The sequence below is a fragment of the Rhodothermus bifroesti genome (assembly GCF_017908595.1).
Taxonomy (GTDB): domain Bacteria; phylum Bacteroidota; class Rhodothermia; order Rhodothermales; family Rhodothermaceae; genus Rhodothermus; species Rhodothermus bifroesti.
In genome coordinates, this window is the sequence record NZ_JAGKTL010000002.1 from 321,757 (window position 1) to 335,568 (window position 13,812).

At 55.9% G+C, this 13,812-nt stretch carries 12 protein-coding genes; 11 read left to right on the top strand and 1 reads right to left on the bottom strand.

Features of this window, described 5'->3' with window-relative positions:
- From J8E65_RS05135 to J8E65_RS05175, 9 genes are all read left to right on the top strand, one after another.
- Positions 1 to 1,188, top strand: a complete 1,188-nt coding sequence (locus tag J8E65_RS05135) for a nucleotidyltransferase domain-containing protein (RefSeq protein ID WP_210374340.1) — start codon at positions 1 to 3, stop codon at positions 1,186 to 1,188.
- Positions 1,185 to 2,828: a GMC oxidoreductase gene (locus J8E65_RS05140; RefSeq protein ID WP_210374341.1), complete on the top strand. Its 1,644-nt coding sequence runs from the start codon at positions 1,185 to 1,187 to the stop codon at positions 2,826 to 2,828. Before J8E65_RS05135 ends, J8E65_RS05140 begins: the two co-directional genes overlap by 4 nt.
- A 7-nt stretch (positions 2,829 to 2,835) precedes the next feature.
- Entirely contained in the window at positions 2,836 to 4,032 is a 1,197-nt protein-coding gene (locus J8E65_RS05145) for an SAF domain-containing protein (RefSeq protein ID WP_210374343.1), read from the top strand.
- Positions 4,033 to 4,069: 37 nt separating this feature from the next.
- The gene (locus J8E65_RS05150) at positions 4,070 to 5,209 is read left to right on the top strand and encodes an endonuclease/exonuclease/phosphatase family protein (protein WP_210374345.1); all 1,140 of its coding nucleotides are present in this window, start codon (positions 4,070 to 4,072) and stop codon (positions 5,207 to 5,209) included.
- A 50-nt stretch (positions 5,210 to 5,259) separates the two neighbouring features.
- Positions 5,260 to 6,198: a hypothetical protein gene (locus J8E65_RS05155; protein WP_210374347.1), complete on the top strand. Its 939-nt coding sequence runs from the start codon at positions 5,260 to 5,262 to the stop codon at positions 6,196 to 6,198.
- On the top strand, positions 6,195 to 8,210 hold the full coding sequence (locus J8E65_RS05160) for a lasso peptide isopeptide bond-forming cyclase (RefSeq protein WP_210374349.1): 2,016 nt from the start codon (positions 6,195 to 6,197) through the stop codon (positions 8,208 to 8,210). Before J8E65_RS05155 ends, J8E65_RS05160 begins: the two co-directional genes overlap by 4 nt.
- Before the next feature lie 113 nt (positions 8,211 to 8,323).
- Positions 8,324 to 8,473 (top strand): lasso peptide, encoded by a 150-nt coding sequence (locus tag J8E65_RS12660; RefSeq protein WP_210374351.1) that lies wholly within the window; start codon positions 8,324 to 8,326, stop codon positions 8,471 to 8,473.
- A 503-nt stretch (positions 8,474 to 8,976) separates the two neighbouring features.
- A complete protein-coding gene (locus J8E65_RS05170; RefSeq protein WP_210374353.1) occupies positions 8,977 to 10,869 on the top strand; it encodes an ABC transporter ATP-binding protein in 1,893 nt (630 codons plus the stop codon).
- Positions 10,870 to 10,916: 47 nt separating this feature from the next.
- A complete protein-coding gene (locus J8E65_RS05175; protein WP_210374355.1) occupies positions 10,917 to 11,210 on the top strand; it encodes a lasso peptide biosynthesis PqqD family chaperone in 294 nt (97 codons plus the stop codon).
- On the opposite strand, the gene J8E65_RS05180 is transcribed toward J8E65_RS05175, so the two are convergent.
- Entirely contained in the window at positions 11,207 to 11,980 is a 774-nt protein-coding gene (locus J8E65_RS05180) for a T9SS type A sorting domain-containing protein (protein WP_210374357.1), read from the bottom strand. The two genes, J8E65_RS05175 and J8E65_RS05180, sit on opposite strands and share 4 nt — an antisense overlap.
- 219 nt (positions 11,981 to 12,199) lie before the next feature.
- On the opposite strand from J8E65_RS05180, the gene J8E65_RS05185 reads away from it, so the two are divergent.
- The gene (locus J8E65_RS05185; RefSeq protein WP_210374359.1) at positions 12,200 to 13,090 is read left to right on the top strand and encodes a DUF4097 family beta strand repeat-containing protein; all 891 of its coding nucleotides are present in this window, start codon (positions 12,200 to 12,202) and stop codon (positions 13,088 to 13,090) included.
- Positions 13,091 to 13,187: 97 nt separating this feature from the next.
- Complete coding sequence (locus J8E65_RS05190; protein WP_210374361.1) at positions 13,188 to 13,808, top strand: TetR/AcrR family transcriptional regulator; 621 nt, start codon at positions 13,188 to 13,190, stop codon at positions 13,806 to 13,808.
- Positions 13,809 to 13,812 lie beyond the last annotated feature (4 nt).

Consider the following 13,812-nt stretch of genomic DNA (forward strand, 5'->3'; position numbering starts at 1 on the left):
ATGTCTTTTGTTCCGGAAAATCCTGAGGCCCAGATTTTGGCTCTTGCAGCCCGTACTACGCTCAGCAAGGCAGCTGCAGCTAAATTAGGTGCGCTGCTGGATGGCCCGGTAGACTGGGAGCGCCTTTACCGAATGGCTGTGCGTCATGGTTTGGTGGCGTTGCTTTACCGGCACATCCTGCAGGTTCGCCCACAGGTCTGCCCACCCGTTTGGCGTGAGCGTTTGGCTGCAGAAGCACGGGCTTTGGCAGTAAACAATCTGCAACAAACACAGGAGCTGCTGCGGGTTGTAGAGCGTCTAGAGGCCGAAGGAGTACCAGTCATTCCGTTTAAGGGACCTTCGCTAGCTGGATTGATTTATGGTGATCCCTCGGCGCGCGTCTACATCGATATTGATCTGTTGGTATGCCGGGAAGACTTCGCAAAAGCTCGTACTGTAATCGAATCGCTGGGCTACGCAGCTTACCGACCGATCCGTCCAGGCGAAGAAGATGCGTTTTTAAAGACGCAGCTTGGTTTTGAATTTGTGCACCAAAGCGGTGCTTTTGTAATTGAATTACACTGGGCATTTTTTTACACGATCTATGATCTTCCCTTCGATCCACAGGCTGTTTGGGATCGGCACCAGCAAACCCTCTTTGCTGGTCGGCCGATGCGCACTATGGCGCCTGAAGACCTTTTGCTCTACCTGGTCATTCACGGCAACAAGCACCGCTGGCTGAAGCTCAATTGGGTGGCCGATGTGGCCGAGCTGATACGCAGCTACCCTGAGTTGGATTGGAAGTTTGTCTTAGCGCAGGCACGCCAGCTGGGCGTAATGCGTGTTTTGGAGATCGGCTTGGTTTTGGCGGGGGAGGTTTTGGATGCTCCTCTACCAGAGACCTTGCGGCAGCAACTTGCCCAAGCCCGCGCTGCCCGACGCATGGCGCGTCGCGCAGCACACCAATGGATTTTCCGAGATGATGCCGATCCCAAGGCCTTCTGGCCGATGTTTTGGTATCACTTCTGGGAACGTGAGCGTTGGCAGCATCGCTGGGGTTACCTCAAACATAACCTCAAGCTGGCCCTAACACCCACTGAAAAGGACCGGGCATTTTGTCGCTTGCCCTCGTCGCTTTCGCTGCTTTATGTCTTTGTGCGACCGGTGCGTATCTTGCTTGAACGCCTTCAGCTCGACGTGAAACCATGAAAATCGATCTCCGGGATTTCGGGGGCAACACGCTAGGGCCATATGACCTGTGCATTATTGGCGGAGGGATAGCAGGACTTACGCTGGCCTGGGCATTGCGCCGTAGTGGTTTAGGCCTATGTGTGTTGGAGACAGGGGGAGAACGACCGGAACCGGAGACCCATCGCCTCAGCCGTGGCGACATTACGGGCTATCCGTACTTCCCACTGGATATGGCTCGTGCCCGTGCCTTAGGCGGCTCGAGTCACCTTTGGGATTATGAAGTTGCACCAGGTACACCGCGTGTTCGCTTGCGTCCACTAGACCCTATCGACTTTGAGCGGCGGGAAGCCGTGCCTTGGAGCGGGTGGCCCTTTGGTTATGAAACCTTAGCACCCTACTACCAGCAGGCACAGACCTTTTTTGGACTGCCTGAACGGCCTTATACCCCCGAGGCCTGGAGCAGCACCACCACGCAGCCCTTGCTTTCTGCGGATAGCGCAGTGTTGCGCACCGCGCTGTTTCAGTTTGGGGAGACAGCGCGCTTTTACACCTTCTATGGGCCAGAGCTGCTCGCCGACCCACACGTTACCGTCTGTCTGCATGCACATGTGCTAGAGTTGCTCACCGATGCCACCGGGCAGGTAGTAGAAAGCGTACGGGTAGGATGCCCAGGCGGCCGGGAAATCACCGTGCAGGCCCGCTGCTTTGTACTGGCCGCTGGCGGATTGGAGAATGCACGCTTGCTTTTGCTTTCTAACCGCACCTGGCCTAACGGATTGGGTAATGCCCATGACCGGGTGGGGCGGTTTTTTATGGAACACCTGCATTTTTTATCCGGAGTTTTTGTACCTCGGGAGCGCAAGTTGATCCCTCAACTTGGCTTTTATCGGCTACATGCTTGCAATGGTGTTTGGATTATGGGCAAGCTGGCACTTCAGGAAACCGTTGTGCGACAAGAAGGCTTGCTGAACTATTGCGTAGCCCTTTGGCCAACGGATCGTTCAGCCCTGCCGCGCCGCAATAACCCCCTCCTCTGGGGTGGATATGAAGCGCTGCGCGTGCTGCGTGAGGCCATACGTCATCGCACCTGGCCTGAGCACCTGCCACACCAGCTCATGCGCCTGGTGCGGGATGCCCCGCGCCTTGTTCCATGGGCAACCTCGCGACTGCTGGCGCTGAAAGCCAAATCCCAAACGGAAACGAAATCTCCTGTGGCTTTTGTCCTGCACCACATGACCGAACAGGCCCCTAACCCGGAAAGCCGCGTGCGGCTTTCTCGAAGAAAGGATGCTTTTGGCCAACCACGACTGGAGCTGCACTGGCAGATTAGCCGCCAAGACGTAGAAAGTCTGCTGCAAGCACAACAACTTTTAGCCCAAGAACTGGCTCGGCAAGGTTGGGGAACCGTGCAGGTAGAAACCCTAGATCGCATCCCGCCCTCCGGCATTACCGGAGGGTTTCACCACATGGGAACAACGCGCATGCACGCCAGTCCCCGTGAAGGTGTGGTAGATCCCGACGGCCGGGTGCATGGCGTAAAAAATCTGTACATTACTGGGTCCTCTGTTTTCCCTACCGTAGGGTTTGCCAACCCTACCCTAACCATTGTAGCCCTCGCCTTGCGGCTAGCCAATCACTTGAAAACGCGTCTAACCTAGAAAAACCATGTCGGCTTCCTATCGCATTGGCGTTGTGGGTAGCGGCTTTATCGCCCGCGGTTTTGTCATGGCTATGCAGCATGTGAAAGACTTGCGCGTTACGCGCGTGCTTACGCGTACCGATCCACGGACGCGCAAGGATTTCCCGCGTCCAGAACTGCTCACGAACAGCATCGACGACCTGATTGAGCACTCGGATATTGTCGTGGAGTGTAGCGGGGACGTTGTGCATGCAAGTGAAGTGGTCGATCGCGTGCTGCAAGCGGGTTTGCCTGTGGTAACGATGGATGCCGAGTTCCACGTGACCACAGGGTCTTATTTTGTGGACCGCGGCCTGCTGACCGAAGCTGAAGGCGACCAGCCGGGCTGTTTGGCAGCGCTTCGAGAAAACATCCTGCAAATGGGCTTTCGGCCACTAGTTTACGGCAACATCAAGCGCTTTCTAAATCATAATCCTACGCCCGAAGAAATGCATTTCTGGGCGCGCAAGCAAGGCATCACGCTACCACAGGTAACGGCTTTTACCGACGGCACCAAAGTGCAAATCGAGCAGGCCCTGGTGGCCAACGGCTTAGGTGCCGATATTGCGGTGCGCGGCATGCTGGGCATCCCTTCGCCCGATGTAGAAGCAGGCGCGCGCATGCTGGCCGACGGCGCTCGTCGTTTAGGGCATCCAATCAGCGACTATGTGCTTTCGCCGGGGGCCCCAGCTGGCGTGTTTATTGCCGCCGAGCACGACGAGTATCAGCGGGATTATCTGCAGTACCTCAAATTGGGGGATGGACCCTACTACGTGCTCCTACAGCCCTTCCACCTGTGCCACCTAGAAATCCAAAAAACCATCCGACGTGTGCTTTTCGAACAGCGCATCTTGCTGAACAACACAGCTTATCCGCGGATTAGCGTAGCCGCCGTTGCCAAACGGCGGCTAGCCAAAGGGACCCGCATTGAGCGTGGCATAGGGAGCTTCGAGGTACGCGGAGAAGCTATTCGCATTTTAGATGAGCCAGATCATGTACCCATAGGCCTTTTGGCCAACGCGGTGCTCACGCGGGACGTCGATGCTGGCGAATTGATCCATTTCGACGATGTGGAGTTGCCCGATACGTTGGCCCTTCATGCCTGGCAGACTGTTCTAGAGCGCGTTCGGTTGAAAAAGCCAGCGCCTGAGGCGCAAGCTTTAGCCTCGGCAACAGGCGAATGACGCCAGTATGCCATAAATAAACCAAAGCACCATAGCAATGAACAGGCGAACGCAGCGTCTCAATAGGCTATGGCGTTGGGGGAGTGTAGGCGTGCTCGCATGGTTTGGCTTGAGCTATGCTGCCTACTGGATTCCGCCAGAATTCGCCTGGTGGCTGCAATTGTTAGCTGTAGGCTTGCCCATATGGGTTGCCCTACTCGTCGTTTGGGCGATAGGTTTAGCCTGGGTACGTGCTTGGACGCACCTGGCAAGTGTGCTCATCGCTATTGGACTGTACCTACTGCGCCACGAGCATCTTTCAGGATGGTCTAGGGCAGATGCTGCACGCGACACGCTCGTGGTCATGACCTACAACATTCCCGATAGCCGAAGACCTGCGCTTGCCGACTCTCTAGCCGTGCTTGTGGCACGCTACCGGCCGCAGCTTATGGGCTTTCAGGAAGTGGGTATCTGGTGGTATTTACGCCCAGGACAGCGTACCTCGCTGCGGCTTGTGGCCCACCTGAACCCTCTGGTCGAGCGTCAGGGCTATTTGCCTTCGAAGCCCGATCTTGAGATAGGGCCCCTTTTTGCTGAAGTGGTTACCTTGACACGCTTGCCTGTATTGGCACAGCAAATCCACCCTCTGGCTGAAGATACCGATGCCCTGATCTATCAGGCGGTACGCAGCACGCTCTGCTGGGAAGGTCGGCCTTTTGTGCACTACAACGTGCGACTGCAGTCATACGGGCCTGTTAAACCCTGGGAAGTGATGCGCCATGGCGGCTGGAAGCATCCTGCCACCTGGCGTCGGTGGCTTAGGGCCTATCGCCAGGCCATGCTGGAACGCGCGCGGCAGGTACGGCAGCTTCGCGCGTGGATCGACCAAGAGCAGCTGCCGGTCATTGTAAGCGGAGACTTCAACAGTACACCTGACCAGTGGTTCTATGGGCATCTTGCCCGAGGGCTACGAGCAGCTGGACGCCTAGGTGGTGTTGCAGCGCCTTCGTGGCCTTCGACGCGTCCCCTAGTGCGCATCGATCATGTACTGGTAAGTCCAGAATGGGAAGTGTTAGAAGGAGACGTGCCTGCAACAAGACTTTCAGATCACCGCCCAGTCATTGCCCGCTTGCGCTGGCGCCCAGCATTGGCATATGCCAAAACTTGTTCTACAGATGCGCCGATAGCGTATCCGTAAGGCGCAGCGGTCCTATTAGCTTGAAATCTCCAGAAGATAGGCAGCCTGATATGTCGGTATCGACCGTTCACAGTAGACCTTGGCCATTTCACTACACGGTCTACGGTCTGCACCTATGCTCCGAAGTGCCACTGCCTGAGCTCAAGCCGGTTGCCCCGGCCGAAGGGGACGTCTACATCTACCGCGACGAGCTTGCGCCGCTGGCCGATGGGCTCCAGCGCCGCGGTAATCGCCTGCGTGTGACGCCTACCGAAGCGTTGCTCATCTATGACCAGGTTGGACTGTTGCGCATTGAGGCAGGCCAAAAAATTACGTTCGACGTGCCCCAAGACCTCCCAGATGAAACGCTGCGCGTGTTGATTTTAGGCATTGGGCTGGGCATCCTCATGCATCAGCGGGGGCATTTAGTCCTACACGCCAGCGCTGTGGCCATCGGTGAGCGCGTAGTAGCCTTTATTGCCGAAAAAGGGCATGGTAAGTCGACTATGGCCGCTGCACTACATGCCCAAGGCTATCCCCTGGTGACCGACGACGTGCTTGTGCTGCAGGAGCAGCCCGATGGTCCTCCCCTCGTGTTGCCTGCCTATCCGCAGCTTAAGCTATGGCCTGATGCGCTCGAACAAGCCCTCAAAATGCAAACCGACGGCTTGCCCCGGGTGCACCCCATCATTGAAAAACGGGTAGCCCGTTTGTCAGAAGGCGTGGCCCATCCCTTACCTCTAAGTGCACTTTTTACCCTGCGCATTGGTGAGCACGTGAGGATTCGACCTTTAAGCGGACAAGAAGCTTTTGTGGAACTTTTGCTCCATACCTACACCCGCTCCCTTCTAGAAGAAACCCAAGCCTCGGCCCGCCACTTGCAACAAGTGGGCTCCCTGGCACGCTACGTCCCTTTATTCGTCTTAGAACGCCCTCCCAGACTAGAATTGCTGCCCGAAGTAGTTGCAGCAGTAGAAGCCTTTATGCAACGTCAGCAAGAGACCGCATGAGCGCTATCTTTGGGTTGATTCATTTCGATGAGCAGCCGGTCGACACCGAAACGCTTCAGCCCGCCTGGGACCTGCTGCGTCACCGAGGACCAGACGGCCACAACCGCTGGCAGGATGGCTCGGTACTACTAGCACATTGGCGGTTCTGCACAACCCCAGAGTCGCTGCACGAGCAGCAGCCTCTTGTAGCTCCAGAGGGGAACTTGGTCCTGGTAGCAGATGCGCGCATCGATAATCGCGAGGAACTTTTAAAAACGCTGGGACTGCATGCCCGCGCGGAAAGGGTTCCTATCACCGACGCCGAGTTGATCTTGGCCGCTTACCAGCGCTGGGGTACCGAGTGCCCTGATCGACTTATTGGCGACTTTGCGTTTGCGATTTGGGATCGGCTGGCGCGCCGACTGTTTGCTGCCCGGGATGGCATGGGCGTCCGGCCTTTCTACTATCTTTATGATGGCCGTCGCTTTGCCTTTTGCACCTTGCTTCCTGCACTGCGCCAGCTGCCTGGCGTGCCCCAAGAGATCGACGAAGAAATGATTTTGCGCTTTTTGGCGCAGCAAATCGATAGTGAAAAAGAACGAACCTTTTATGCCGCACTGCGGCGGCTTCCAGGAGGACATGCCCTGCAAGTAGACAAACAAGGATTGCAGATCTGGCAGCACTGGCAACCCAACTTTGAAGAACTACGCTTAGGCACCGAAGAAGCATATGCCGAGGCCTTTCGCGCTACTTTTGAAGAGGCAGTCCGCTGTCGGCTGCGAAGCCGCTCTCCCGTGGGATCGCAGCTCAGTGGTGGACTGGATTCATCGTCGGTATCTTGCATGGCTGCTTTCTTACTCAGGGACCAACCACTTCACACCTACTCGGCCATTTTCCCAGACCTTCCCGAAGCGCAACGGCCCGCCATGGATGAACGGGCCTACGTGGAGGCCGTGCATCGGCGCTACCCAAACATCGCCCCGCATTTCTTTCGACCTGAATTTGAAAGCCCATTGGTGGCCCTGGAAACGATCCTGGACTACTATGGCCAGCCTTTTTTTGCATCGAATTATCATTTCCTGTGGGGGTTTACTCAGCTTGCCCAGCGAGATGGCGTGCGGGTGATGCTTGACGGCGTCGACGGCGACAGTGTAGTGCTGCATGCCTGGGAACGACTAACGTGGCTGTTCCAAGACGGGCAATGGGCGACCTTCAAGCAAGAAGCCGATGCCTTTGCCGCACATCTGGGTAAGCCATCGGCAGCCATTGCACGGCAGTTTGCAGGTCCAGCCCTGACCACTTGGGGCCGACAGCACCAGTGGCTTCGTTTGTATAAAGCCGTGCGCTGGCTCAAGCAGGCCTATGGCTTGCCTGCTTCAGAACTGCTACGTATTCACGGTCTGTGGCCACATGTACCCAAGCCTGTGTTTCGCCGCTGGCAACAGTGGCGCGGCCGTCAACAACCCGTCGATGCACCCGTACTCTCGCCGCGGCTGGCTGCCTGGATGCGACGTAATGGCGCAGCTGCTGCTTCTGGCCAAAGTTCACCTGCTGCGGCTCACTGGCAAGGACTAACGAGGGGCCTATGGCAGTGGGTCTTGGAATTTTCGGATGCACTTAATGGTCTTCAAGGTATTGAGGAACGCATGCCCTTTTTTGATCGACGCCTGATCGAACTGAGCCTGCGCATTCCGATTGAAATGAAGTTTCGCCAGGGTTGGCCGCGCTATGTGTTGCGGCGGGCTCTGGAAGGCATCCTGCCACCTGAAGTGCAATGGCGCGCCAGTAAGTCTAACATAGGATTTGGTTTTCATCAAGGATTGCTGCGCTATGAGCACGCGCGCATTAAGGCACTGCTCGAGGAACCTGTGCAGCTAGCGCCTTTTGTGACAGCGGAAGCGTTACAGGCGTTGTGGACACAGGCACAGCGGCCCCCAGAGCAGAACGGGAACGCTGATTTTATGCTATATCTTCTTTTGATCCTCGATGCGTGGCTCAAAGGGCACGCGGCGAATGTGATTGCATCTGCCTAGCTACATGCGCCAAAGACGCATCGCAAGCATGGCAGAATACGTACGCACAATGCCAAAAATTTTAAGATCCTATAAACAGTTGTTTTCTCAAACCCAATCTTAAAGGTGCCGCTATGAAGGCCAAACGCACGTGGAGTGCCCCCACCTTAGTCATTCACGGCAAGGTGGAAGAAGTGACGCACCAGCGAGGCCCATGTTACCTGGGTAAGCAGGGTGGCAAAGGAGATGTGCATGCCTTGACTTTGAGTGATTGCCATCACTAAGAAAAAAAGTTAAGGTGCGGCACTCCTTAAGCTGTTCCTGTTTTCCTCCGCATCCCCATCCCCAAAGATGGGGATGCTTTTTTAAAGAATGCGCCATTGGCTTGCGCCAAAAGCGCATGAGTGAGGAGGTAGAGAACGTACGCTCTGCAGAAAGGGGAGGGGTATGTTGTAAAAGTAGTTTATTCCTGTTGTACCTTTCGCGGAGGTTGTTATGCAGTACGCGAAAAAGCCATGGTCACGTCCCGCCCTGGTGTCGTTTGGTTCTGTGGAGGTGATTACGGGCTCAGGCTTTGGCAATCCCCCATGGCTTCCTTTTAATTGGAAGCCGCCTCACTGGCGTCCCCCGAACTGGCCGCCGGGACCTAATTCAGGCAATGGGGGGACGAATCAGCCGATACCGCTTGGAGGGCCGAATTTGAGTGGGCTCTAAGCAGGGCACTAGGAAAAAAGGAGGCCGCAAGTTATTTTCCATCAAGCTTGCAGGGGAGCGTTGATCCATCCATATGCTGCGGCGACTTTTTAGGTTGGGCTTGGTGGTGCAGACGGCCCGCAAGAAGGCCTCCTATGTGGCGCAAGCCCTTCAGCTGATCCTTCAAGCCACAGGTCGCTGGACCTTAGGGTGGGTTCTTTTGCTGTTACTAAGTGGGGTGCTGCCGGCCGCCACAGTATACCTAACCAAGCACGTGGTCGATGCTGTGGCGGCGGCAGTAGGCATGGGGTTATCGTGGGCTACGATCCAGCCGGTGCTTTGGCCTGCGGGGCTAATGGGCGTAGTGCTGCTGCTTTCGCAAGGGCTCCATGGGCTAATTGCATGGATTCGCACGGCTCAGGCAGAGCAGGTGCTGGATTACGTCAAGAACCTTATCCATGCCAAAGCCGCTGCGGTTGATGTAGCCTTCTATGACAATCCTGACTACTACGATCACCTAGAGCGGGCCAATAGCGAAGCCTCTAGCCGCTCGCTTTCGCTTTTAGACAACCTGGGCAGCTTGCTGCAAAACAGCGTTACGCTCCTTAGCATTGCTGCTATTTTGGTCCATTACAGCGCTTGGTTACCTTTGGCGCTTTTGGTGAGCACGCTGCCGGCATTGGTGGTTGTGGTGCGGCATCACCAACGCGAGCATGCTTGGTGGAAGGCGCATACGTCGGAGCAGCGCAAGGCGGGCTACTTCGACCGGATGCTTACCATGGCTTTTTTTGCGCCAGAGGTGCGGGTGTTTGACCTGGCTGATTATTTTCGGCAAAACTACCAGCAGGTGCGGCAGCGATTGCGTGAGGGTCGACTACGCTTGATGCGTCAGCAAGCACTGGCCAATTTCGGCGCAGGCCTGATCGGTTTAGTGGCTACAGCGCTGGTGATGGTATGGATGATTGGGCGGGCTTTCCGCGGGCTAGCTTCACTCGGCGACTTGGCGCTTTTTTACCAAGCGTTTAATCAGGGCCAGGGACTCATGCGCGCGCTTTTGGGTAGCGCGGGACAGATGTATGCCAACACGCTTTTCCTGGAGCACTTGTTTACGTTTCTTGAAATTCCCACGCGGCTTCCTGAGCCCGATCGCCCCGTGCCCGTACCTAGAAGGCTTCGGGAAGGTATCCGCTTTGAGCAGGTTACGTTTCGTTATCCAGGTAGCCAGCAGCCTGCGCTGAAGGCACTTGAGTTGTTCATCCCAGCAGGCAAGACCGTTGCGGTTGTGGGCGCCAATGGAGCGGGCAAAAGCACACTGATCAAGCTGCTGTGCCGGTTTTACGATCCTGATGAAGGACGGATTACCATCGATGGGATAGACCTGCGGCAGTTTCGAAAGCGTGAGCTGCTCGATGCGATCACCGTGCTGTTTCAGTTTCCGGTGCCGTATCAGGACACCGTAGCGCGCAACATCTTCCTGGGAGATATTAAAACGCCGCCTACCCCTGAAGCCATTGAAGAGGCTGCCCGGAGCGCTATGGTCGATGAAATCGTGCGTAAACTGCCGCAGGGCTACGATACGCTCCTGGGGAAATGGTTTTCTGAAGAGGGCGTGGAACTTAGCGGTGGAGAGTGGCAACGGGTTTCACTGGCAAGGGCATTTTACCGGCAGGCACCGATTGTGGTCCTCGACGAGCCGACGAGTGCTATGGATTCCTGGACCGAAGCGGAATGGATGGATCGGTTTGGCCGGCTGGTGCATGGTCGCACTGCCCTGATTATCACGCATCGCTTTACGACCGCTATGCGAGCGGATCTAATTTATGTCATGGATGAAGGGCGTGTGATTGAACGAGGTACGCACCACGAGCTTTTGGCCCTAAACGGACATTACGCAGCTTCCTGGCAGCGTCAGATGCGCCAGCATTTTGAAGGTGCACTTCAGACGGCTACGCAAGATTCCTTGCCGGAGGCTTTTTGCAAGTTGTAGTTTCTGTTGCAGTGATCTTTAAGCCTTTTTCTACCGACAGTCAGTCTATGGAGCGCACCCTACTCAGCATGAACGCTATTGTGGTGGCATCTTCGGATCAGGTTTCGTCGAAGTTGGGCGATGAGGTAGTGATTTTGAATTTGCGCAATGGGGTTTACTATGGTTTGGACCCGGTGGGTGCGCGCATTTGGGAGCTTATACAGGAGCCTCGTAGTGTGCAGGAGGTTTGTGCTGTTTTGCTTGAGGAGTACGAGGTTACGCTGGAGCAATGCGCCAGCGACGTGCTGGCTTTGCTGCGCAACCTAGAGGCTCAAGGGCTAATTGAGGTTCGTGCGGTTTAGGGTAAGTAGCTTAGCAGGTGTGTCTGCGCGGTTTGGTTGGTTGTGAGGCGTAGCAGATACAGGCCTGCAGCAAGTTGTTTGGGGTGCCAGGAGATGTAGTGTATGCCGGCAGGTAGGGGGCCTTCTGCCAAGCGAGCGATTTCTTGGCCGGCTAAGGTATATACGGCCAGGTGCACATGCATAGGTTGAGGTAAAACCATCGCCAAAGTGGTTTGTCGCCTAAAGGGATTGGGATAAGGAGGATGTAGGTAAGCGCCCGTGGGTAGCTGGTCAGCCTGCAGCGCTGTAGGTGCGATTGGATGGACTGTGAGCACGTCAATGCGGTAGAGGGCATCAGGTTGGTAGTGCCCATTGTCTGACAGAATATCTCCAGAAGCATAGCGCACGTCAAAGCGTCCGTTAGCCCTATGGAAATGGCGTCCAGAGGCCTTATCCCACACGGCCAGCTGAATCGTGTCGCCCGGTGCAAAGCCTTCTTTCGTGTCGGGGGTAATGAATGGATCGTCTCCCCAGAGCGTGAGCACAAGGGGTTGCACACCGTCCCAGATGGCCACACCAGCACAGAGGCTGTCGGGCGTAAACGCGGCTACCTCGCTGCCCGGCGAAAGGGGCATGCCGTTGACCTCCAACGTTGCCGTTAAAGGAATAATGAGCGTGGCATTATTTCCGGTGTCGTAGGCACAGTTGCTAAAAAAAGCGGGTTGGCCATTGCCTAAAGACGCAAACCCTATGCTCCAAGCGAGCAGCACGCTGCATTTTATGCGTTTCATGGCGTTTAGGGTAAGGTGTCGGCGGGATAGCCTACCGCATCCCAAGCTACATGCCGCGGTGCAACAGGCGTTTTTTATAGCAGAAAGACCGATGGCATGGTCTACGCGTGCGTGAATTAGAAACGCTTGGGTAGAAAAGAAGCCAAAATGTAACCTAGGCTGCGATTTTTCGTAGCCTTGCAAACCAACCCAGCTGGGCTACTTTATTGTCCACCTACCATGCTGCATGCGCACCTACTCATCTGGGGCTTTCTGGTTTGGCTTGTCAGCCTAGGGCAAGTACAAGCCCAAGAGATTACCGACGTGGTCAAACGGGCCTTTAAGGTGTGGTCTGGAGGGCGGCTGAGCGTGGAAATTGACCGCGGCAGCTTGGAGGTTGTGACAACGTCCGAGTCGATGGTGTATGTCGAAGTCATCCGTATCGTGGACGTTGCTCGCACCGAAGAAGCGCAGCGCTTGTTGCAACACCATCGGCTAGACTTGCGCCAGGAAGATAATCAGGTTGTCATTACTTCGGCGCTTACAGACGATCGCGATGGGCCGTTTTGGAGACGCCGGCGCAGTCCCGTTCAGGTGCGCATCCGCGTGCGCGTGCCCCAGCGCTTTGCAGTGTCTTTTTCAAGCGATGCCGGCAACATAGAAATTCGCGACGTCGAAGGCACGGTTATGGGGCAAACCGGTGCGGGCAATATATCGCTACACAACCTGCGCGGCACTGTGGAGATAAAGACCGGTGCGGGTAACCTGGAGGCCCATAATCTTGAAGGATACTTGCGGGCTGAGACCGGCGCGGGCAACATTACGGCTAAAGGTCTGATGGGGGGTGCTGAGCTCAATACAGGTGCTGGAAACATTACCGTTGAATGGGCTGCTGCTCCAACCAAAGACAGCCGGTGTCGCTCGGGTGCAGGCAATGTGACGATCTACGTAGGCTCAAATGCCGCCTTTACACTTAGGGCTTCCACAGGGATTGGGTCCATTTCGACCGACTTTGCAGTGCACGTTGACCGCAGTTGGATTAGCGCCTCAGCCCATGGTGAGGTAAATGGCGGCGGACCTACACTGCAGGTGGAAACTGGCCTGGGTAACATCGCTGTCCGACGGGTCTAGCACAGGCCTGCATATGTCTTAAGCAGCCACGCACAAGAACAAACTTGACAAAAAATTTTTTTTGTGTTTACTTAACACCGTTAACCTTGTAGACGTGATGACGGGCTCAGCTTCAGACGGATCGTTGCAGCGGCGCATTTTGGATGCGGCACGCGCCCTTTTGATTACGGAGGGCTACGGGCATCTTTCTATGCGCAAAATTGCTCGGGCCATTGGATGCAGTTCCACCGCCATTTACCTGTACTTTCAAAACAAAGACGCGCTGGTACATGCGCTGATTGATGAAGGTTTTGGGATGCTTTATGAGGCTTTGCGTGCAGAGGCCGTTCGGCATGTAGATCCGGTTGCGCGCCTGGAAGCGCTTTGGAGGCGCTATGTGGCTTTTGGCTTGGAGCATCCGGAGTATTACGAAATCATGTTTTTGCTCCATCCGGAGCATATGGAGCGTTATCCGCCGGAAAAATATCGTCGAGCGCGGCGTTGCCTGGATTTTTCGGTGCAGGCCCTGGAAGAGGGCAAGGCGCTGGGGGTGTTTCAAATCTCCGACGCGCGCGTAGTGGCTAGTGCTGCTTGGGCGGCGCTGCATGGCGTGGTTTCGCTGTTGCTGGCGCGACGGGTAGATGTACGGATTGCCCCAGAGGCGCTGATTGCAGCCACCTTGCGTGTCTTGTTCCATGGCATGCAGGCTTCGGCATTGTCGTTGCAGGATCATCCGTGAGTGA

Excerpts from the sequence above, each read along its gene's own strand:
- J8E65_RS05160 (WP_210374349.1), top strand. The coding sequence starts at position 6,195 with ATGAGCGCTATCTTTGGGTTGATTCATTTCGATGAGCAGCCGGTCGAC.
- J8E65_RS05190 (WP_210374361.1), top strand. The coding sequence starts at position 13,188 with ATGACGGGCTCAGCTTCAGACGGATCGTTGCAGCGGCGCATTTTGGAT.
- J8E65_RS05185 (WP_210374359.1), top strand. The coding sequence starts at position 12,200 with ATGCTGCATGCGCACCTACTCATCTGGGGCTTTCTGGTTTGGCTTGTC.
- J8E65_RS05150 (WP_210374345.1), top strand. The coding sequence starts at position 4,070 with ATGAACAGGCGAACGCAGCGTCTCAATAGGCTATGGCGTTGGGGGAGT.
- J8E65_RS05180 (WP_210374357.1), bottom strand. The coding sequence starts at position 11,980 with ATGAAACGCATAAAATGCAGCGTGCTGCTCGCTTGGAGCATAGGGTTT.
- J8E65_RS05140 (WP_210374341.1), top strand. The coding sequence starts at position 1,185 with ATGAAAATCGATCTCCGGGATTTCGGGGGCAACACGCTAGGGCCATAT.
- J8E65_RS05170 (WP_210374353.1), top strand. The coding sequence starts at position 8,977 with ATGCTGCGGCGACTTTTTAGGTTGGGCTTGGTGGTGCAGACGGCCCGC.
- J8E65_RS05145 (WP_210374343.1), top strand. The coding sequence starts at position 2,836 with ATGTCGGCTTCCTATCGCATTGGCGTTGTGGGTAGCGGCTTTATCGCC.
- J8E65_RS05175 (WP_210374355.1), top strand. The coding sequence starts at position 10,917 with ATGGAGCGCACCCTACTCAGCATGAACGCTATTGTGGTGGCATCTTCG.
- J8E65_RS05135 (WP_210374340.1), top strand. The coding sequence starts at position 1 with ATGTCTTTTGTTCCGGAAAATCCTGAGGCCCAGATTTTGGCTCTTGCA.
- J8E65_RS12660 (WP_210374351.1), top strand. The coding sequence starts at position 8,324 with ATGAAGGCCAAACGCACGTGGAGTGCCCCCACCTTAGTCATTCACGGC.
- J8E65_RS05155 (WP_210374347.1), top strand. The coding sequence starts at position 5,260 with ATGTCGGTATCGACCGTTCACAGTAGACCTTGGCCATTTCACTACACG.